The organism is Mycobacterium venezuelense, from assembly GCF_054919535.1.
The window spans coordinates 223,658-243,217 of record NZ_JBONDW010000006.1 but is presented as its reverse complement, the minus strand read 5'-3'; the positions used below and the strand labels follow the sequence as shown (position 1 = coordinate 243,217).

The window sequence follows — 19,560 nt, the reverse complement described above, 5'->3', positions numbered from 1 at the left end:
GATGAAGTGCGCCGAGGCGGGCTGCGACGGGGCCGTGGTCGACGGCTACTGCGACCTGTGCGGCACCGCGCCCACCAACGCCGGCCATCAGGAACCCGAGCCGACTGCGGCGGCAGGCAGTGTGCGGGCGCGCCAGGCGAGGGCGGCGCGTGCCGGATCGTCTCGGTCCGGCGGCGGCCGAGGCCGCCTCGGCGCCGGAGTGATCACCATCCCGCCTGTCCCACGAGGTGATCCGGCCGCCGCGATCCTCGCCGATCCGCAGGTGCCCGAACGAAACCGGTTCTGCGGCAACCCGGTCTGCCGGCTCCCGGTAGGGCGTGGCAACGACGGGCGACCCGGTCGGGTCGAGGGTTTCTGCCCGCAGTGCGGGACTCGATATTCGTTTATTCCCAAACTGTCTCGTGGTGACCTGGTCGGCGGGCAGTACGAGGTGCAAGGCTGCATCGCACACGGCGGGTTCGGTTGGATCTATCTGGCGATCGACCGCAACGTCAGTGATCGCTGGGTGGTACTCAAGGGCCTGATCAACTCGGGCGACGCCGATGCCATGGCCGCCGCTGCTGCCGAGGTTTTCACGCTCGCCGAGGTGGAACATCCGAATATCGTCCGGATCTACAACTTCGTCGAGCACATGGACACCGCAGCCGCCACGCCAGTCGGCTACATCGTCATGGAGTACGTCGGCGGCACATCGCTCAAACAAATCCGCAAGGCGCGCAACGCACCATTGCCTCCCGACCAGGCGGTCGCCTACATGGTCGAGATCGCGTCGGCGCTCGATTACCTGCACACCCAGGGATTCGCCTACTGCGACTTCAAACCTGACAACGTGATGCAGACCGACGAGCAACTCAAACTCATCGATCTCGGTGCCGTGGTCGCCATGGACGACGACGAGTGCTCGATCTACGGGACGATCGGCTACCAGGCGCCGGAGATCGCGATGACCGGCCCGACCATCGCCAGTGACGTCTATACGGTCGGGCGCACGCTGGCTGTTCTGGTGATGGATGTCCCTCAGACGAACGGCCGGCTCGTCGAGCAGTTGCCCGGGCCCGAGGAGGTGTCGGTCCTTGCGCGGCACGATTCGTTGTACCGGGCGATCCTACGGGCCACGGACCGTGATCCCCGGCGACGTTTCCCGTCGATGGCAGAGATGGCCGACCAGCTGACCGGAGTGCTGCATGAGATCGTGGCCGCCGACACCGGGGTTGCGCGACCACGGATGTCGAACCACTTCAGCCCACAGCGGACGGTCTACGGCGTCGGGCCAGATGTTCTCGTTGACCCTGCTGCTGTCATTGCGGCGTTGCCGGTTCCCGTCGTCGACCCGAGCGACGCAGGCGCCGCGTTGCTCGCCACGACGAGTGGCACGCCGCCCGATCAGCTGGAGCACGCTCTCCAGCTGGCGAGGGGCGGCGCACATCAGGGCGACAATTCGTCGGTCGAGGTTCCACTGCGACTGGTCCGCGCGGCACTCGAGACCGGCTCCCCGAAAGACGCCAGGAAACGCCTGGCAGAACTGGAGTCTGTGGTGCCCGGCGACTGGCGGCTGCCGTGGTATCGAGGTCAGTGTGCCCTCGTCGAGGGCGACTTCGAGCAGGCCGCCGTAGATTTCGAGTCGGTCCTGGCGATGCTGCCGGGCGAACTCGGCCCCAAACTCGCGCTCGGCGCCACCGCCGAGCTGCGCGGGGCGCACGCCGAAGCCGCGCGGTACTACGAGACGATCTGGCGGACCGAACACAGCTACTACAGCGCCGCATTCGGTCTGGCACGAGAGCGTAGGCGCGGGGGAGACCGCGCCGATGCCATCACCGCACTGGACCAGATTCCCTCGTCCTCGGCGCATTTCACCGCCGCGGGAGAGACCGCGATCGACATCCTGTTGGACGGCCGGACGCCCGAGCACCTGGATGAGCAGACACTCCTCGACGCCGGAGGCCGGGCGGCGGCGCTGAAGCTGGAATCCGTCACCAAACGGGCAGCCGTCCGGCTGTCGATATTCGATGCGGCGTTGGGCTGGCTACGGGCTGGGCACGATGCGAAGGCACCGCGATTACTCGACGCCGAGTTCGACGAAGCGGGTGTCCGCACCGGCATGGAACGCTGCTATCGCGATCTGGCACGCGCGACAGATGACGGGTGGGCGCGAATAGCGTTGGTGGAAAAAGCAAATGCGATCAGACCGAGGACACGGATATGACAGGTCCCGACCTCGCAGACATCACGGCGCCCGGCAACCAGGCGTGCCCACGATGCGCTGCGACTGTGCGGCACGCCGACCAGTTCTGCGAAAGCTGCGGCGCGCTGCTGTTAGACGTTCGGCGAGTTGCCATACCCCGGCGCGCTGCCGATCTTCACGCTGCGTCCCGCGTCGAGGCCGGTGATCGGCACGGCGAATCCGATCGAGCGGTGGCCGAACTCGGCGGCGTTGCGCTCGTCACGGACCGCGGTTTGCAGCACGCACACAACGAGGACGCCGCCGCGGCCGGGATCATGACCGGACACGGCTTCGATCGGCCGTATGCGATCGCTGTCGCAGTGTGTGACGGGGTATCGACTTCGCGCGACGCCCAGACCGCCGCGGTCGCGGCCTCGATGGCGGGCGTGGACGCGATGCTCACCGCGCTGTCCGCGGCCGATCAACCCCGCGACACGGTGTTGTCCGGGCTCGCCGCCGCAGCGAAAGCCGCTGTGCGGGTGGGACAGTCCGGCCACGCGGGACCGTCGTGCACCTACACCGGGGCGGTGGCCGTCAGATCGGCGGCAGGCGACGTGGTCATCGCGGTCGGCAATATCGGCGACGGCAGGGCGTACTGGCTTCCGGAACCCCCAGCGCAAGCCCAATTGCTGACCGTCGACGACTCGGTGGCGCAGGAGCTGCTCAGTGTCGGCACGCCGCAGGACTCGGAAGAGGTACGTCGCGGCGCGCACACGCTGACCAGGTGGCTAGGCGAGGGCGCCGAAGCCGAGCCATGGTCGGATTCCGACGTGCGCACTTTCACACCGGCGTGCGCCGGTGCGTTGTTGATCTGCACCGACGGCTTCTGGAACTACCTGCCGCGTGCCGACGACATCGCGGGGATGTGCACCGATCTCGACACGACGAGGGTGGCGCATCGACTCATCGACCACGCGATGCGGGCCGGTGGCGAGGACAACATCACGGTCGTGGTGATCCCGATCGGAGAACGGTCATGGGCTCGGATGAAGCGCTGACCATTTCGGTCGACGTCGACCACAACCCCTACCTCGCCGACGGCGCGGGCACGGTCGACGCGATCGTCAGTGTCCGCGCGACGACAGGGCGCACATCGATGGACATGCCGAATCCCGATCTGAGGCTGCGGTTGTGGACACCGGCAGGCGCAGGGATCGAGTTCGTCAAGCAGGTCGCACCCACGGTTGAAGATCTCACGTGCCGACGGATCGACGCGGACGATCGGACCGGGGAATACCCGCTGGGCTCCAGAGTCGCCGAGGATCGGGACTACCACATCCGTATCGAGGTCCAACCGGCCGCGGTCGGCCGAGAGAAGCTCGCCGCCCGGGTGAGCGTTGTTGCGGGGGACCAGGTTTTGGGCGAGGGGTTGGTGCGGGCAGTGTGGACGGCCGATACGGCGTTGTCGGCCGTGATCAGCCGCCGGGTCGGGCACTACACCGGTACGGCGAAGCTGCTGGACAAGGCGATCGAACGGGGCGAACGGACCGGAACAGCTCAGCTCAGCCGTCAAGGACTTGACGAGATGGCGCTCGATGCGTGCTCGGCGAACGGCACGGTCGGCTGGATCGCCGTCGTCGTTGCCGATCGGGAATTCTACGAACGGGTGCTGGCACGCGGCGGGCCGGACATCGTTGAGTTCCCGTCGTCCTTCCCGGAGCGTCGAATCACTTTGCGCGACAGCATGTTGATCGGCAGGCGCAACCGCGATCAGGGTGTGGAACCGGCGATCGACCTCGGTACCCATCCAGCGGACCGGGGCGTATCCACCCGACATGCGCTGCTGCGATGCCACGAGAATTCCGTGACGGTCACGGATCTCGGTTCGACCAACGGCACCACTCTCAACGAGTCCGACGACCGTCTTGGCTACGGCGAAGAGGTGTCACTCACCGACGGCGACCGCATCCATGTCGGCGCATGGACAACGATCACGATTCGGCAGGCTGGTGCCCCGCCCCCGGCTGGAACGGAGGGACCGTGACCGATCGCAGTGAACGCACGTCCCGTACGTCGCGAGCATCCTTCGCGAAACACCGCGAGTTGCGCGATGCACGCCACCAGTCGGCGGCGAGCCGGGAGATCCTTGCGGCACTCGGTCGTTCTGCCGCGAATCCGGGTGAGGTACTGGACACCATCGTCGAGTACGCGGCACGCCTGTGCGGTGCGCGTGCTGCGCAATTGTTCCTGTTGGAGGACGGAGTCTTCCGGCTCTCGCGCGTGGGCGGCGAGACGCCCGAGGAGTACCGCAGATATCTGCAGCACCACCCGATAGCCAGGAGCCGGTCGTCCACCGTTGGGCGTGCGGCCGAGGACAGGTGCACCCACCAGATTCCTGACGTTCTCACCGATGCCGACTACGGACGCCACGACCTGCAGCGCCTCGCGGGCTTTCGCACCCTCCTGTCCACACCGATGATCCTTCAGGACGAGGTCGTCGGCGTGCTGTCCATGTGGCGTACCGACGTCGCACCGTTCAACGTCCGCGAGCGAGAGTTGTTGGAGGAGTTCGCTGTTCAGGGTGCGATCGTGCTGCGGCAGGTCAATCTGATGCGCTCGCTCGAGGCCAGAGGTTCCGAGTTGGCCAGCAAGGTGACACAGTTGGAGGCCTTAAGGGAGGTGGGAGAGGCCGTCGGATCGAGTCTGGACCTCGACGAGGTGCTCGACCAGATCGTAAGCAATGCAGTACGGCTGACGAATCTCGGCTTCGGCGATATCACCCTGAGCACCGACGGTGGATCGATACTGGAGTACGACGAGTCCAGCGATTGGTTCGAGGTCCGCGCGGCGTTCGGCAGCAGCCCGGACCTGATCGCCAAGCTGCGTGCGATCACGATCGACCGCGAATCGACGCAATTGGGAAGAACCGCACTGCAACACCGGCTACTGGAAATCCCCGACCTTGCGGCGACGGAGGCAGATCCCTATGTCGAGATCATGCTGAACGACGGCTGGCGGTCGCTGCTCGCGGTCCCGATGCTGCGTGGCGACACGATGGTCGGTGTCTTGGTGGTCCGGCGTCGCGGCACCGGTCGTTTTCCTTCCGATGTGACCGAGATGCTGGAGACCTTCGCCAGCCAGTCGGCGCTGGCCATTGTCAACGCCCGCCTGTTCCGGGAGCTGGAGACCAAGACCAGGGAGCTCGAGATCGCGAGCCAGCACAAGTCGGAATTTCTGGCCAGTATGTCCCACGAGTTACGCACCCCGCTGAACGCGGTGATCGGTTTCTCCGAAGTGCTGCTGGACCGGATGTTCGGCGAACTCAACGAGCGACAAGACGAGTACCTGCGAGACATTCGCAATTCCGGCCGGCACCTGCTCGAACTGCTCAACGAGATCTTGGACCTGTCGAAGGTCGAAGCAGGGCACATGGTTCTCGATCCCAGTGAGTTCAGCATCGCCGGAGCGCTGGAGTACACGCTGACGATGATCCGGGAGCGCGCGGCGATGCATGCCATCACGGTGACAGTGGAGGTCGCCGATGATCTCGACACAATTGAGGCCGACGAGCTGCGCTTCAAACAGGTCGTGCTCAACCTGGCCTCGAACGCGGTGAAATTCACGCCGGACGGCGGCAATGTCACGATACGCGCAGACCGCGATGGGACGCAGTTACGGGTCACGGTGAGCGACACGGGAATCGGAGTGGCTGCAGAGGATCAGGAGCGGATATTCGAGTCCTTCCAACAAGGTCGCAGGGGCCCGGCGAAGGAGGAAGGCACCGGCCTCGGATTGACGCTGTGCCGGCGCATCGTCGGGCTCTTCGGCGGTCAGATGTGGCTGGAGAGCACCCCAGGCGTCGGAAGCACATTCGGCTTCTCGATTCCAGGGCTGCCTGCCGAGCGCGGCGATGGCGCTGATTCCGACCATGGCGAGTTTCCCGTCGTGGTTCTGGTCGACGACGACCGGGCATCACTGGATCTCATGTCCGCCTACCTCGACGGCGTCCCGGTGCGGATCCTGCGCGCGAAAGACGGCGCGGCTGGGCTTGCGCTGGTCCGGCGAGTGCTTCCCGCGGCGGTGGTGCTCGACATCAAGCTGCCCCGGCTCGACGGCTGGCAGGTGCTCGGCGAACTCAAGGCCGGTCCCGCCACCACCGACATCCCGGTGGTCATTGCCTCAGCCGTCGACGATCGGGTCCGCGGCCTTGCCAGTGGTGCGACCGCGTATCTGCGAAAGCCCATCGGCCGCAACGAATTTCTGGACACACTGCGGCGCGCGGCCAGCTTCGATTGGCCGGATTCCGGCCACAGCGCCGCGGAGCCGGCCTGATGGGCCGGCGCATCCTCGTGGTCGAGGACAATCCGTTGAACCTCAAACTCGTCCGTGACGTCCTCCGGTTCGCCGGCTATGACGTCTTCGAGGCCAGTTCCGGGGAAGAGGGTCTGCGAGTCGCCGAGGAACATCGTCCCGATCTGGTGTTGATGGATCTTCAACTCCCGGGCATCGACGGGACCGAGACACTGCACAGATTGAGGCAGGGCAGCTGTGGGCCGGCGATCCCGGTCGTCGCGGTCACCGCCTTCGCGATGGCCGAGGACCGGGAGCGAGCATCTGTGGCGGGTTTCGACGGGTTTGTCGAGAAACCGATCAGTGTGCGAGCACTGCCGGGTCAGGTCGCGGCGTTCTTGGCCGGCGCCGAAGAAGCAACGGACAGGAGACGGTGATGGACACCCCCGTTACCGTGCTGGCCGTCGACGATCAACCGGCCAACCTCAAGCTCCTCGACGCAGTTCTCACACCACGCGGGCATCGGGTACTCACCGCGATGTCCGGGGCCGACGCACTCGCGCTACTGGGCACCGAGGACGTCGACGTGGTGCTGCTCGACATCGTGATGCCCGGGATGGACGGACATGAGGTGTGCCGCAAGATCCGCGCCACTCCGGCGACGGAATTCCTTCCAGTGGTGATGATCACCGCCAGCGGAAGTGAACAACGCCTCGCCGCCCTCCAGTCGGGAGCCGACGACTTCGTCAACAAACCGTTCGACCAGAACGAACTCCTGGCCCGCGTGTCATCGCTGGCGCGGATCAAGCGGTATCACGACACCATCCAACGGCAGGCCGACGAATTGGCCGCCTGGAATGCCGAGCTCGAAACGCGGGTCGCGCGGCAGGTGTCCGAGTTGGAACGCACCAACCGCCTAAGACATTTCCTGTCACCGCAACTGGCCGATCTTGTGGTCGGCGACGAAGAACTGCTGCGTAGCCACCGTCGCGAGATCGTGGTCTTCTTCGCAGATCTCAGGAACTTCACCCCCTTCGCCGAAACCAGCGAGCCCGAAGAGGTGATGGGCGTGCTCGCCGAATACCACCGCGAGATGGGAAGTTTGGTTCACGCATACGAAGGCACCCTCGAACGGTTCACCGGTGACGGCGTCATGGTTTTCTTCAACGACCCGATCCCGTGCGACGACGCGGCCGAACGCGCCGTCAGGATGGCGATAGGAATCCGTGACGTGGTGCGGGACCTTGCCGGCGGCTGGTTGCGTAGGGGCCATGACCTCGCCCTCGGAATGGGTATCGCGCAAGGCTTCGCGACGCTGGGCAGGATCGGCTTCGAGGGACGATTCGACTACTCGGCGATCGGCAGCGTCACCAACCTGGCTGCCCGGCTGTGCTCGGAGGCCGGTCCCTGGCAGGTGCTCGTCACGGACCGGGTGTTGGCTGCGGCCGAACACGTTTCGGTGTCGGAGCTGGTCGGTGACCTGCAGCCCAAGGGATTCAGCCGTTCGGTGCGAGTTCACAACGTCAGTGCTCTGAAGCAAGAACCGGACAACGGATAGGAGTTGCCATGACCCGGGTAGACGCTCCGGCGCGACCACTGTCGCAGCTCGATGATGCCGAACGATACCGTCGCTTCGACGAACTGCAGCGGGCGATGCCGGCGGTGTGGGAGGCGATGCGCCTCGGCTTCGACGATGAATCGGTGGTCGTGGTTCCGTCGATCAGCATCGAGGGACCAACTCCCAAGAGCGGCACGCTCATACAGGCAATGGAAGAGCGCGCGCTGTTCTTGCTGTTGCTGCTGCGGCAACCTCAGCTTCGCATGATCTACGTGACCTCGCAGCCGGTATCCGAGGCGATCATCGAGTACTACCTCGGGTTGTTGCCGGGCGTCATCCCCAGTCATGCCAGGGCGCGGCTCACCATGGTCGCGGTCGGGGACGCGTCACCTCAGCCGCTAAGCGCCAAGCTGCTCGCCAGACCGCGACTCATGCGTGAGATCCGGTCGCTGATTCCCAATGTGGCCCGCAGCCATCTGATTCCGTACAACACGACAGCGATGGAGCGGGATCTCGCGCTGATCTTCGGCATCCCGATGTATGGGGCCGATCCCCGGTTGGCCGAACTCGGAAGTAAGACCGGATGCCGCAGGATGTTCGAGGAACTCGCGGTGCGATGCCCGGTCGGTGCGGAGGATCTGCACACGGTCGAGGACATCGTGGCCGGTGTGCAGAGCATGCGGAGGCGGCGGCCGTCGCTCACCCAGGCGATCGTGAAACTCAACGAAGGGGTGTCCGGCTCCGGCAATGCCCTCGTCGACCTCGGCGGCCTGCCCGACATCGGTGCGGCAGATGAGGCAGCCACCATCGCCGAGCGCGTACTCGGGATGCAATTGGAGGCGGAGAATCTCGCACTCGATGTCTACCTCGCCGCGTTCGCCGAACACGGTGGAATCGTCGAGGAACGGGTCACGGGCGTCGCGTTGACGAGCCCTAGCGTTCAGATGCGGGTGCTGCCGAACGGCACCGTGGAGCTGCTGTCCACCCACGATCAACTCCTTGGCGGCAAGAGCGGTCAGAAATACCTCGGCTGCGTGTTTCCGGCGGACCCCGGCTACGCGGCAGCCATCGCTGAGCCGGCGATGGTGATCGGGCGGCATCTCGCGCAGCTCGGGGTGCTCGGCAGGTTCGCGGTGGATTTCGTTGTCGTCCAAGATGACCGGGGAACATGGTCGCCGTATGCGATAGAGCTGAATCTCCGGAAGGGCGGCACCACCCACCCGTTCCTCACGCTGCAGTTCCTCACCGACGGAAGCTACGACGGAGAACGCGGTGTATTCCTGACGCCCGGTGGCAGCGCCAAGTATCTGATCGCGACCGACCACCTCGAGGACGACCGGCTCAAGGCGCTGACGGTCGCCGAACTGTTCGAGGTCATCGTCAACCACGGGCTACATTTCGATCAGTCCCGCCGTAGTGGCGTGGTGTTCCACATGATCAGCTGTCTCACCGAATGCGGCCGGATCGGCCTGACCGCTGTCGGAGACAACCCGGAAGACACCCGTCGGATATACGAGGAGGCGCAGGCAGTCATCCTGCAGGAGGCGGAGCTCGCCCTCGCGGACGGACTGCTCGGCAGTTGAACATCCGGCTGAGTACCGGTGATCCGGTCTGGTATGTCGCGTACGGGTCCAACATGCGCGCAGCGCGGCTCGCGTGCTACATCGCGGGAGGGCGGCCACGCGGTGCCTCCCGTACCTACCTGGGTTGCCGGGACATGTCGCCGCCCCGCCGAGTCGTCGGGGTCAGCCTGCCTGGCTGCCTGTGGTTCGCGGGCAGATCCAGGGTGTGGGGCGGTGGCATGGCTTTCTACAACCCCGATGCGGACGGCGAACTCGCCGCGCGTGCCTATGTACTCACCTTTGGGCAGCTCAGTGACGTGGTAGCGCAGGAACGGCGGCGCGCGGTCGGCCACGACCTGGTGCTCGGCCATGGCCGCCATCGCCGATGGGCGCTCTCTGCCGATGGTTACGAGACGTTGATGCACGTCGGCGACCGGGATGGGATGCCCATGTTCACCCTGACTTCGCTACGAAACCTCGAGCCCGCCCCGCCGTCTGCGGCCTATCTGCGGACGATTCTCTGCGGACTCGCAGAAGCGTTCGCTTGGACTTCGCGTGAGCGTGCGCAGTATCTGCATGATGCGCCCGGGGTCAGCGCGGCCTGGTCCGTCAGGCGGATAATCGCGCTGGACGACCGCCGGTGACCCATCCCGACGCCGACCGGCCAGCTCTGCACGTCAGCTCCTCAGCCGCTCGGCCACCTCACCGGCCGCCCGCTGGCCGGACCGTACGGCGCCGTCGAGGAATCCGGTCCAGTGGTCGGCGGTCTCGGTGCCGGCCCAGAAGATCCCGTCGACCGGCGTACGCAGCCAGCAACCGTAGTTGGTCCAGGCGAGTGGCGGCACTGCGGCGGTGGGCCCGCCCGGCGCGAATTGCTCTGTACCCCAGCAGTGATCGACGTAGTCGATGGGCTTGAGGGCGGCATCACCGAACAGCGCGGCGAAGCCGGCAAGCGCCTGCTCGCGGCGTTGCTCGGGCGGCAGCTCGTCGAACGATCGGGAGTCGGTGAAACCGAGCAGGATCCCGGGGCCGTCGTCGCCGGGGCTGACGTCGAACGTGATGAACACCGGACCCTCGTCGGAGAGCGCCTCACCTGAGCAGCCGTTGGCGCGCCAGTACGGGCGGTCGTAAGCCGCGTACGCCTTGCTCTGGCTGCCCTGCGGCCAGTGCGCCGCCACCTGGTCGTACTGTTCAGCCAGCGGCGGGTCGAATTCGATTGCGGTGCGGTGTTGCGGTGCGATCGCCACGATCACCGCCTGCGCGCTCACATGGCCGCCCGGGCAACTGACCGCCACCGTACCGTCGACGAGCCGCTCGATCCGCTCAACGGGCGCCCCGAGCACGACGCGGTCGCCCAGCTCATCAGCCATGCGCACGGCGATCTGCTGTGTTCCCTCGGGGAACCGGTCCTGTTGCGCACCGCCCTTGACGTCGAGAAGCCGGTCGAGCCCGCCGGCAGCCTTCACATAACGCACGGCATGCAGCATCGAAACCGCTTCCGGTTCGGCGCCCCACGTGACTCGCGACATGATCGCCATCAGATTCCGCGTCGACGCGCTCGCATGCAGCGAGCGCAGCCACCGTTCCAAGCTGATCTTGTCGAGCTTGTGCGCCTGCGGACCGCTCCATGGCTCGTCGACGCGGATACCGCGGCACAAGCGCTCGAATCGCCACTGGATGCGGGACACGTCGAGCAGTTCCAGGATCGACAGTCGCGGGATCGTGCTGCGGTAGGACCGCACCTTGCCGTGCCAGCGGATCAAGTTCTTACCGCGGCTGTAGGTGGGGACGGTCTGGCAGCCGAGCTCGGCCGCCAGGGCCAGGACGGCATCCTGAGTGGGGCCGACGAACGTGCCGCCCAGGTCCACCGGCACCCCGGCGATCGTGGCGGTCGACGAGCGGCCACCCACCCGGTCGCGACCCTCGAGCACCACCACCCTGTGTCCGCGGCGGACCAATTCGCGGGCGGCTGAGAGACCGGCGAACCCGGCCCCCACGATGACGACATCGGCACTCGGTGGAATGCTCACGTGACTAGGCTCTCACGGCGTGAAGGTCATGACGGCGTTGTTCGGGCCGATGGATGCAATTGAGCGGGCGCAAGCACTGCGAGAGGCCGGGGCGAGCGGGGTGTTCACGTTCGAAGGCCCGCACGACGTGTTCGCGCCGCTGACACTGGCCGCCACGGTGGGTGGCCTCGACCTCATGACCAATGTGGCAATCGCATTTCCGCGCAATCCGATTCACCTGGCGCACCAGGCGATCGACCATCAGCTGCTGTCCGGCGGCCGATTCACCCTCGGGCTGGGCACGCAGATCCGCACCCAGATCGAGAAGCGGTTCGGCGCCGACTTCGACCGGCCAGTGGCCAGGATGACCGAGCTCATCGGGGCGCTGCGAGCCATCTTCGCGGCCTGGCAAACCGGCGAGCGGCTCGACTTCCGGGGCGAGTTCTACCGGCACACCCTGATGACGCCCACGTTCAGCCCGGGCGCAAACCCGTACGGCCCGCCACCGATCTATGTCGGTGCGCTCGGGCCTCGGCTCACCCGGGCGACCGCTGAGCTGGCCGATGGACTGCTGGTGATGCCGTTCGGCTCCAAGCGCTTCTTGAACGAGGTGACGATGCCTGCGGTGCGGGCCGGTCTGGCCGCGGCCGATCGCGATCCGGCGGCATTCGCCGTCGTGCCGGAGATCATCGTGTCGGTCGGAGACGATCACGACGCGGCACGCCGGCTGCTGGCGTTCTACGGGTCGACTCCGGCCTATCGGCCGGTGTTGGAGGTACACGGCTGGGGTGACCTGCAGCCCGAGTTGAACGCGCTGTCCAAGCAGGGCCGTTGGCTGGAGATGGGTTCGCTGATCGACGACGAGGTGCTGCACACCATCGCGGCCTGCGGTAGCCCTGCTGAGATCGCCGCGCACATCACCGATCGCGTCGCCGGCGTGTCCGACCGGATCTGTCTGTATCAGCCGGGTCCGATCGCGGTGGATTCGCTCGCGCAGATCGTTGACGCGCTGGCCACCTGAGCACCTACTGTGGTGGTACGCAGCGGGACCAAAGGAGGTTCGCCATGGGTGCCAACGAGCCCGGAGACCCCGAATATTCGGACGTGCTCATCATCGGGGCGGGCATATCGGGACTGGGCGCGGCCTACCGCATCCACGAGAAGTGCCCGGGGCTGACCTACACGCTGCTCGAACGCCGCGCACGCATCGGGGGCACGTGGGACCTGTTTCGGTACCCGGGCATTCGGTCCGACAGCGACATCTTCACACTGAGCTACCCGTACGAGCCGTGGACCCGGCCTGAGAACGTGGCCGACGGCGCCGACATTCGCGAGTACCTGGTTCAGACAGCCCACAAGCACGGCATCGACCGGCACATCCGGTTCAACACCCATGTGCTGTCGGCGGATTGGGACTCGACGACCGACACCTGGACCCTGCACACCCAACAGGACGGTCAAGCCAAGGACTACCGCGCGCGGTTCGTGTTCTTCGGCACCGGCTACTACAACTACGACGAGCCATACACCCCCGAGTTTCCCGGCGTCGAGAACTTCCACGGCGAGGTCGTGCACCCGCAGTTCTGGCCCGAATCCCTGGACTACACCGGCAAGCGCGTCGTCGTCATCGGTAGCGGCGCCACGGCGATCAGCCTGATCCCGGCGCTCGCGAAGCAGGCCGGGCACGTGACTATGTTGCAGCGTTCCCCGACCTACATGATGTCGATGGCCCGGGTCGATCCGATGGTGCAGGCCATCCGTAAAATGTTGCCGCGCAGGCTGTCTCATCAAGTCGTGCGGTTCCGCAACGCGATGGTCCACGTGTTGATGTACTTCTTCTTCCGCAAGGCACCCAAGGCCGGGCGCTGGCTGATCCGCAACCGGAACACGGCCGCGCTGCCGCCGGGCTATCCGGTCGACGTGCATTTCAGGCCGCGCTACAACCCGTGGGATCAGCGGATGTGCCTGGTGCTCGACGGCGACCTGTTCGAGCACATCAGCCAAGGCCGCACCGAAGTGGTGACCGATCACATCGACCACGTCGACGCCGACGGCATCGTCCTCAAGTCCGGCAACCGCATCGACGCCGACGTGATCGTCACCGCCACCGGTCTGCAACTACAGGCACTCGGCGGCGTCGCATTGCGTGTGGACGGCAGTGAGGTCAAGCCGACCGAACGATTCGTCTACAAGGAATTCCTGCTCGAAGATGTCCCGAACATGGCGTGGTGCATCGGGTACACCAACGCGTCGTGGACGCTGCGCGCCGACATGACCGCGCGGGCCGTCGCGAAGCTGTTGGCGTACATGGGTTCTCACGGCTACACCCACGCCTACCCGCACAAGGGCGCGGTGCCCATGCCGGAGAAACGGACCTGGGACCTCGAGGCGGGCTACATCCAGCGGTCCGAACACGCGTTGCCGCGATCTGGCACCAGGCGTCCCTGGCATGTCCGGCACAACTACGTCCTCGATGTCATCGACCACCGCTTCGACCGCATCGAGGAGTCGATGGTCTTCGGCCGCGCCCCCGCCGCGCAGTCCGTCGCCTAGTTCGATCCCCTTGGCACCTTGGCACCTTGGCACCGCGAGCGTGCGTGTCTGTTGCTCAACACGCCGCGCCCCAGCAGCATTTCGCGCACGCTCGTCAGGGCACCCGCACCGTCAAGCCCGTCCCGAGAAGCTGTGTCGCCGAAAGCCCGAACGTCGTCTTGAACCGATCGGCGAGGTGTGACGGGCTGGCGAAGCCCGCCTCGGCGGCGGCCGTGGTGAGATTTCGCCCGGCGGCGATCTCGGCGCCGGCCCGCAACAGCCGACTCCACAGCCGATAGCGGCGCAGGCTCGAACCGATTTCCTGCCGGAATAGATGCAGGAACCGCGATTCGGACAGTCCCACCGAGGCCGCCAACTCGCGTGCCGACACGTCAGCGGCAGGGTTATCTCGAATCTGCTTGGCCGCCAATTCGATTCGAGGGTCGATAGCGTGCACCGCCGATGGCGCAGCGGTGTTCAACCAGCGCAACGCCGAACCGTCGTCGTCCGGTGCGGTCAGCAGCACGTCCTCGGCCCGGTGACCGACACCGATGCCATGACGCATCTCGTCGAACTGTTGCCGACACGACGCCGTGCGGTGTGACGCCGGATCCAGGTAGCACGACACGAGCGGCCCGGTCATCGCGAGGTGGTGGGTCAATCGCGGCGGAATCAGCGCCGTTCGTGCGACGACTGTCTCGCCATCCACAGCCACCATCAACGGGGTGTCGACGCCGACCGCCAGGCACCATGCCGATCCGGAGTGCGGTTCCAACCCGAGGCTGGGCCCGGAGTAAAGCGCCTGCCCCGGCCACAGCCACACCGCTGGATAGCAGGTTTGTGGAAGCGCTGTCATGGGTTCAGTCTGCATGCTGAGCGGACAACTGATCAGGAGGCCAGCGTGGCAATCGCAGTGATCGTCGTGGTCGGGGTGTTCTTCCTCGGCATGGGTATTTATGCGCTGGCGGCACCGCAGGCGATTCTGCGTCCGTTCGACTACGCACTCAAGACGGCGGCGTCTCGCGCGGAAGTGCGTGGGGTGTATGGCGGTTTCGGCCTTGCCATCGCCGCAACACTGGCCTATGCGGCCGTCACACCGGGGGAGACACGCACCGGGATACTGATCACGGTCGGCGCGGCGCTTGCGGGAATGGCGCTCGGCCGCGGCGTCTCAGCGGTGTTCGATGAGCGGACAGCGTTCTACCCCAACTGGTTCTATTGCCTGGTCGAAGCAGTTGGCGCAGCAGCGTTGTTCTGGGCGGCGTGATGGCTTGGGCGAGTGTGCATCGGTTGGTTGCCGAGCGTCGTTGGCTGCCGATTGTCACGCCAGAGTGACGCTCGAAGCCGGCAGCCACGCTAGCGTGACAATCGGCGGGAACCGACAATCAGCGGGGAACGGACAACCAACCAACTAGGGCGCGACAGTCAACCAGTCGGCGAAACCTGACGGGTCGTGGCGCCCCAGCGCGCCATGCTCGAACAGGCCCCAACCCTCGGCGGGCGACGCATTGCCTTCGGTGCACACCGCGCGGCCGACATGGTCGATGACGCCGAACCCGGACCGGCCGACGATCGCCGGATCGTTCATGTCGTAGGTGAGCCGTTCGGTGAACTTCTCGCCTTTCCAAACGCCGTGAATCCAGTCCGAGTCGCCGCCGTAGCCGCCGCCGACGTGAATGGGCACGGGCAGTTTGGATTCCACGTCGAACCGCACAGGCGAACCGTCGGCCGCGGTGGCGTCGATGGTGGCCCCGGTGGGAATGCGGGTGCCGGACCGGTAGTGAATCTTGATGCGCGGCCAGCCCAGCTGCTCGATGCGGCCGTCCTTCCAGATCCGCGTGCAGTCGTTGAGCGACCGGAACCCGTTGGGCTCCTCCTGGATGATGATGACGATCGAGAACTCGTCGAACGCCATCGGCACGTACAGCCACCACATGCCCTCGAACGGCGGATCGGCCGGCCGACCCGCGGGCTCGGCCTCACCGATAGGGCGGATACCCCAGGACCGGTCGCGGGAGCCGATCCAAGTGGCGGGGTCGACGGCGATGCGCTCGCCGTCGATCGTCAGATGTCCACTCCACGAGCCCAATTGCGCGAACCGTTGTGCGTTCAGCGTCACCCGGTTACCCGAGCGGAGGATGTGCGGCTGTTCCTGCACAACGTCGAACAATCCGTTCCATGTGAGGTCGGCCGAGATTCCCTCGGTCTGGTCGAGCGTGATGCGCAGCTTGTGCAGCGGTTGCTCGACGTCGACGCGGTAGCCCATCACGTGCTGGTTGAGCCGGTCCTGGTCGATCGCATCGGACAAGTGCACCGCGGTCTGGGTGTCGCCTCGGCGGACGAGAAAGAACGCGTCCTTCACCCCTAGGTTCGGGTAGTACCCGATGCCGGTGATGACGAAGATGTCGCCGGTGCGGTCGTGAGCGTTGAAGTACGAGCGGTCGTAGAAGTTCCGGTCCGAGGAACCCGGCCACGCGATCGGCTGCGGAACCTGGTGTACCGGAAACTCATCCATTGGGCCGAGCATCTAGGACTCCTCAATCAGTCGGCGGAGCAGGGACGCGTGGTAGAAGGTCGATTCCACGTCGTCGGGCATTTCCATCTCGCCGAACCGCACTCGGCGGGCCGAGGTGCGCATGAACACGCAACACCAGATCACCCCGGAATAGATGTAGAACCACTTCAGGTCGCCGAGCCGGGCGCCCGTCAGTTCCTCGTAGGTGGCCCGGACATCCTCTTCGCGCATGACATCCGGCAAACCGGGCAGCCCGGCCAACCCTGACAATTCCTGGAAGACCATGTGCGCGAAAATGATCCAGGAAACGTCGAGCTCGCGCGGGCCCACGGTGGCCATCTCCCAGTCCAGCACCGCCACCGGCCGGAAGTCGTCGTAGAGCACGTTGCCGATGCGCGAGTCACCCCATGCGAGAACCGGTTCGGACGCCGCGACGTCTTCCGGGAAGTGGCTTTCGAGCCACGCCAGCGCCTGTTCGACCAACGGGGACCGTCCGATGTCGGGGACGGAGAATTCGTACCAGTCCTTGAGCCAGCCGAAGTGCCGGTGCAGCGGGGTGTCGCCGGGCGGGTCCACTTCGGTGAGGAACCCGAACCGGTTCTGCGCGTCGGGAATCGAGTGCAGCTTGGCCAGCACGGCAACCGTGCTGTCCTGGAGTTCCCGACGTCTCTCGGCTGGTGCGTCAAAGAACCAGTTGTCGCCGAACGTGTAGGGCATGACGTCGGGTGGCACGACGCCGTCGACACGGTCCATGAGGAAGAATGGCGTCCCCAGCACCGCACCTGTGGTTTCCAGGCAGCGGACCCGGGGGACCGGGACATCGGTCAGTTCGGCGACCTGGCGCATCAGCTCGAATTGGTGATCGAGCCGGTACGACGAGAACACCGGCACGTCCTCGTCGGTCGGTGCGACGCGCGCGACGAGGCGCTGCTCGACGGGCGAGCCGTCCTCCTGCCAGCGTGCGGTCAGCAGGATGGTCTCCGAGGACATGCCATTGGAATCCACGCCGCTCTCCACGGTGACCTGCGGGTTGGCGCCGGTAGGCAACACCGTCGCGAGCCAATCCGCCAGCGCGACGGGCAGGGTGGTGACGTCGCGACTTGAATGCTGCAGGCGGCTGACATCTTCGACAGCCGGTTCATGTGCCATCCGATTCTTCCTTACGACCGCAATTACGATACTGTTAGTAGCGTTATGAAAGCAGAGCCATCAACCGTTGGCAAGACTGCCGGCGCAGGACGTCCCCGCGACCCACGTATCGACGCTGCCATATTGCGCGCCACCGCGGATCTGCTTGTGGAAATCGGCTATTCGAACGTCACGATGGGCGCGGTCGCGGAGCGGGCCGAGACCACGAAAACGGCGCTGTACCGCCGGTGGTCGAGTAAAGCCGAGCTGGTCCACGAAGCGGTGTTTCCCGCAGCCCCGACCGCGCTTGCCACGCCGGCCGGCGACATCGCCGCGGATGTGCGCGCGATGATCGGCGCCGCGCGCGACGTGTTCACCAGCCCGGTGGTGCGCGCCGCGCTGCCCGGATTGGTGGCCGATGTCGCCGCGGACGCGGATCTCAACGCCCGGGTCATGGGTCGGTTCACCGACATGTTCGCCGCGGTGCGGGAGCGGATCGTCGACGGCATCGTGCGCGGCGAGGTTCACGCTGATGTGGACCCCGATCGACTCGTCGAAATCATCGGCGGGGCCACCATGCTGCGGATGCTGCTCTGGCCCGACAGTGAACTCGATGACGACTGGGTTGCGCAGACCGCGGCGATCGTCGTGCATGGGGTCACCAAGGGTTGACCTCAATTACCGTTGAGGTTTCACACTGGCCTGGTGAACGCGAAAGATGAACAGGACATCAGGGCCGTGATCGCCGTGATCACCGATCTGTGGATTGCGCACGATATGGACGGGTGGGGTGAACACTTCACCGAGGACTCCGACTTCGTCGCGCACAGTGGCCGGTGGTGGGCTTCCAGGGGCGACAACGTCGATGGCCACAAAGACGTCCCGGAATCCGTTGTAGGACAGAAGCGCAACTACCGCCAACAGGTCGAGTCCGTCGCCGACGTGGCACCGGGTGCGGCCGTTGTGCACACTCGCTGGTCCTGGCCCGATCACGTCCAGCCCGGCGCCGACCCGCAGGACCGGTCCGGCATCATCACCTATGTCATGGTCAAGCGCAACGATCGGTGGCTGATCCGTGCCGCCCACAACACCCGAGTGAGCTAGCCATGAATATTCAGCCGTTTCCCACAGATTGGCGCACCGCACTGGTACTGGTGCCGCATCCCGACGACCCGGAGTACGGAATCGGTGCGGCCGTCGCTAAATGGACGGCGGAGGGAAAGTCCGTTCACTACGCGCTCGCGTCACGCGGCGAGGCGGGCATCGCCGGCATGCCCGCCGAGCAGGCCGGTCCGATCCGGGAGGTGGAGCAGCGCCGGTCCGCGGCGATCGTCGGGGTCGACGACGTGGCGTTCTGGGGGTTTCCGGACAGCGACATTCGCAACACACCTGAACTGCGCGCCAAGATAGCCGAGACCATCGCCGCACACGCACCCGACGTCGTCATCACCATTTACAGCGGCCCGAGTTGGGCACCCGACGCGCCCAACCAGAGCGATCACATCGAGTTCTCGCAAGCCGTCGCGGCGGCCTTTGACGAGCTCTCAGGCAGCCTTGCCGACCCGCCGCGGTGGCTGTTCGAGAACGGGCCTGAGCCCACCCATGGCGAGGTCATCGATGACTACGTCGCTCTCGCCGTGGATTCCCTTGCCGCGCATAAGGTTTACCTCGAGGTTCTCGATCCCGACACGCCCGTCGTCGAGCAGGCCCGCAGGCAGGTGGACATGTCGACCCCGCCGTGTTCTGAATTGGGCGGGCGCATCGCCGAGTTCATCCTCAAGCGTCACCGCTGAGCGAACGTACGA

General features: G+C 65.8%; 18 protein-coding genes. 14 read left to right on the top strand and 4 right to left on the bottom strand.

All coding sequences use genetic code 11. The features are described 5' to 3' along the window. Position 1 precedes the first annotated feature (1 nt). From ACRCUN_RS12305 to ACRCUN_RS12270, 8 genes are read left to right on the top strand one after another with little or no spacing between them, the layout of a single operon-like run. Positions 2-2,203 (top strand): serine/threonine-protein kinase, encoded by a 2,202-nt coding sequence (locus ACRCUN_RS12305; RefSeq protein ID WP_462141912.1) that lies wholly within the window; start codon positions 2-4, stop codon positions 2,201-2,203. Beyond that, entirely contained in the window at positions 2,200-3,219 is a 1,020-nt protein-coding gene (locus ACRCUN_RS12300) for a PP2C family protein-serine/threonine phosphatase (RefSeq protein WP_462141911.1), read from the top strand. The genes ACRCUN_RS12305 and ACRCUN_RS12300 overlap by 4 nt, the downstream gene beginning before the upstream one ends. Continuing rightward, positions 3,198-4,205: an FHA domain-containing protein gene (locus ACRCUN_RS12295; protein ID WP_462141910.1), complete on the top strand. Its 1,008-nt coding sequence runs from the start codon at positions 3,198-3,200 to the stop codon at positions 4,203-4,205. The genes ACRCUN_RS12300 and ACRCUN_RS12295 overlap by 22 nt, the downstream gene beginning before the upstream one ends. Continuing rightward, positions 4,202-6,493 (top strand): ATP-binding protein, encoded by a 2,292-nt coding sequence (locus tag ACRCUN_RS12290; protein WP_462141909.1) that lies wholly within the window; start codon positions 4,202-4,204, stop codon positions 6,491-6,493. The genes ACRCUN_RS12295 and ACRCUN_RS12290 overlap by 4 nt, the downstream gene beginning before the upstream one ends. Then, positions 6,493-6,888: a response regulator gene (locus tag ACRCUN_RS12285; RefSeq protein ID WP_462141908.1), complete on the top strand. Its 396-nt coding sequence runs from the start codon at positions 6,493-6,495 to the stop codon at positions 6,886-6,888. Before ACRCUN_RS12290 ends, ACRCUN_RS12285 begins: the two co-directional genes overlap by 1 nt. After that, the gene (locus ACRCUN_RS12280; protein ID WP_462141907.1) at positions 6,888-8,009 is read left to right on the top strand and encodes an adenylate/guanylate cyclase domain-containing protein; all 1,122 of its coding nucleotides are present in this window, start codon (positions 6,888-6,890) and stop codon (positions 8,007-8,009) included. The genes ACRCUN_RS12285 and ACRCUN_RS12280 overlap by 1 nt, the downstream gene beginning before the upstream one ends. An 8-nt stretch (positions 8,010-8,017) precedes the next feature. Further along, positions 8,018-9,592 (top strand): peptide ligase PGM1-related protein, encoded by a 1,575-nt coding sequence (locus ACRCUN_RS12275; RefSeq protein WP_462141906.1) that lies wholly within the window; start codon positions 8,018-8,020, stop codon positions 9,590-9,592. Then, positions 9,589-10,215, top strand: coding sequence for a histone deacetylase (locus ACRCUN_RS12270; protein ID WP_462141905.1), 627 nt, complete (start codon positions 9,589-9,591; stop codon positions 10,213-10,215). The genes ACRCUN_RS12275 and ACRCUN_RS12270 overlap by 4 nt, the downstream gene beginning before the upstream one ends. A gap of 33 nt (positions 10,216-10,248) precedes the next feature. Here ACRCUN_RS12270 and ACRCUN_RS12265 read toward each other — a convergent pair whose 3' ends face one another. Then, positions 10,249-11,601, bottom strand: a complete 1,353-nt coding sequence (locus tag ACRCUN_RS12265) for a flavin monoamine oxidase family protein (RefSeq protein ID WP_462141904.1) — start codon at positions 11,599-11,601, stop codon at positions 10,249-10,251. A gap of 28 nt (positions 11,602-11,629) precedes the next feature. Between ACRCUN_RS12265 and ACRCUN_RS12260 the strand changes: the two genes are divergently transcribed. After that, positions 11,630-12,601 carry an LLM class F420-dependent oxidoreductase gene (locus ACRCUN_RS12260; RefSeq protein WP_462142046.1) on the top strand — a complete coding sequence of 324 codons (972 nt, stop codon included), beginning with the start codon at positions 11,630-11,632 and terminating at the stop codon, positions 12,599-12,601. Positions 12,602-12,645: 44 nt separating this feature from the next. Then, positions 12,646-14,133 carry a flavin-containing monooxygenase gene (locus ACRCUN_RS12255; protein ID WP_462141903.1) on the top strand — a complete coding sequence of 496 codons (1,488 nt, stop codon included), beginning with the start codon at positions 12,646-12,648 and terminating at the stop codon, positions 14,131-14,133. Positions 14,134-14,227: 94 nt separating this feature from the next. Here ACRCUN_RS12255 and ACRCUN_RS12250 read toward each other — a convergent pair whose 3' ends face one another. Continuing rightward, complete coding sequence (locus ACRCUN_RS12250) at positions 14,228-14,968, bottom strand: AraC family transcriptional regulator (protein ID WP_462141902.1); 741 nt, start codon at positions 14,966-14,968, stop codon at positions 14,228-14,230. 45 nt (positions 14,969-15,013) lie between these two features. Here ACRCUN_RS12250 and ACRCUN_RS12245 point away from each other — a divergent pair, with 45 nt between their 5' ends. Then, the gene (locus ACRCUN_RS12245; protein ID WP_462141901.1) at positions 15,014-15,379 is read left to right on the top strand and encodes a DUF4345 family protein; all 366 of its coding nucleotides are present in this window, start codon (positions 15,014-15,016) and stop codon (positions 15,377-15,379) included. Positions 15,380-15,523: 144 nt separating this feature from the next. Here ACRCUN_RS12245 and ACRCUN_RS12240 read toward each other — a convergent pair whose 3' ends face one another. Both ACRCUN_RS12240 and ACRCUN_RS12235 read right to left on the bottom strand, forming a co-directional pair. Continuing rightward, positions 15,524-16,639 carry an Rv3169 family protein gene (locus ACRCUN_RS12240; RefSeq protein ID WP_462141900.1) on the bottom strand — a complete coding sequence of 372 codons (1,116 nt, stop codon included), beginning with the start codon at positions 16,637-16,639 and terminating at the stop codon, positions 15,524-15,526. Then, positions 16,640-17,776 (bottom strand): phosphotransferase family protein, encoded by a 1,137-nt coding sequence (locus ACRCUN_RS12235; protein WP_462141899.1) that lies wholly within the window; start codon positions 17,774-17,776, stop codon positions 16,640-16,642. A gap of 45 nt (positions 17,777-17,821) precedes the next feature. On the opposite strand from ACRCUN_RS12235, the gene ACRCUN_RS12230 reads away from it, so the two are divergent. From ACRCUN_RS12230 to ACRCUN_RS12220, 3 genes are read left to right on the top strand one after another with little or no spacing between them, the layout of a single operon-like run. Further along, on the top strand, positions 17,822-18,427 hold the full coding sequence (locus ACRCUN_RS12230) for a TetR/AcrR family transcriptional regulator (RefSeq protein ID WP_462141898.1): 606 nt from the start codon (positions 17,822-17,824) through the stop codon (positions 18,425-18,427). 33 nt (positions 18,428-18,460) lie between these two features. Continuing rightward, on the top strand, positions 18,461-18,859 hold the full coding sequence (locus ACRCUN_RS12225; RefSeq protein WP_462141897.1) for a YybH family protein: 399 nt from the start codon (positions 18,461-18,463) through the stop codon (positions 18,857-18,859). A 2-nt stretch (positions 18,860-18,861) separates the two neighbouring features. After that, on the top strand, positions 18,862-19,548 hold the full coding sequence (locus tag ACRCUN_RS12220) for a PIG-L deacetylase family protein (protein ID WP_462141896.1): 687 nt from the start codon (positions 18,862-18,864) through the stop codon (positions 19,546-19,548). Positions 19,549-19,560 lie beyond the last annotated feature (12 nt).

Excerpts from the sequence above, each read along its gene's own strand:
- ACRCUN_RS12305 (WP_462141912.1), top strand. The coding sequence starts at position 2 with ATGAAGTGCGCCGAGGCGGGCTGCGACGGGGCCGTGGTCGACGGCTAC.
- ACRCUN_RS12300 (WP_462141911.1), top strand. The coding sequence starts at position 2,200 with ATGACAGGTCCCGACCTCGCAGACATCACGGCGCCCGGCAACCAGGCG.
- ACRCUN_RS12295 (WP_462141910.1), top strand. The coding sequence starts at position 3,198 with ATGGGCTCGGATGAAGCGCTGACCATTTCGGTCGACGTCGACCACAAC.
- ACRCUN_RS12285 (WP_462141908.1), top strand. The coding sequence starts at position 6,493 with ATGGGCCGGCGCATCCTCGTGGTCGAGGACAATCCGTTGAACCTCAAA.
- ACRCUN_RS12280 (WP_462141907.1), top strand. The coding sequence starts at position 6,888 with ATGGACACCCCCGTTACCGTGCTGGCCGTCGACGATCAACCGGCCAAC.
- ACRCUN_RS12275 (WP_462141906.1), top strand. The coding sequence starts at position 8,018 with ATGACCCGGGTAGACGCTCCGGCGCGACCACTGTCGCAGCTCGATGAT.
- ACRCUN_RS12260 (WP_462142046.1), top strand. The coding sequence starts at position 11,630 with ATGACGGCGTTGTTCGGGCCGATGGATGCAATTGAGCGGGCGCAAGCA.
- ACRCUN_RS12255 (WP_462141903.1), top strand. The coding sequence starts at position 12,646 with ATGGGTGCCAACGAGCCCGGAGACCCCGAATATTCGGACGTGCTCATC.
- ACRCUN_RS12250 (WP_462141902.1), bottom strand. The coding sequence starts at position 14,968 with ATGACAGCGCTTCCACAAACCTGCTATCCAGCGGTGTGGCTGTGGCCG.
- ACRCUN_RS12240 (WP_462141900.1), bottom strand. The coding sequence starts at position 16,639 with ATGCTCGGCCCAATGGATGAGTTTCCGGTACACCAGGTTCCGCAGCCG.
- ACRCUN_RS12235 (WP_462141899.1), bottom strand. The coding sequence starts at position 17,776 with ATGGCACATGAACCGGCTGTCGAAGATGTCAGCCGCCTGCAGCATTCA.
- ACRCUN_RS12230 (WP_462141898.1), top strand. The coding sequence starts at position 17,822 with ATGAAAGCAGAGCCATCAACCGTTGGCAAGACTGCCGGCGCAGGACGT.
- ACRCUN_RS12220 (WP_462141896.1), top strand. The coding sequence starts at position 18,862 with ATGAATATTCAGCCGTTTCCCACAGATTGGCGCACCGCACTGGTACTG.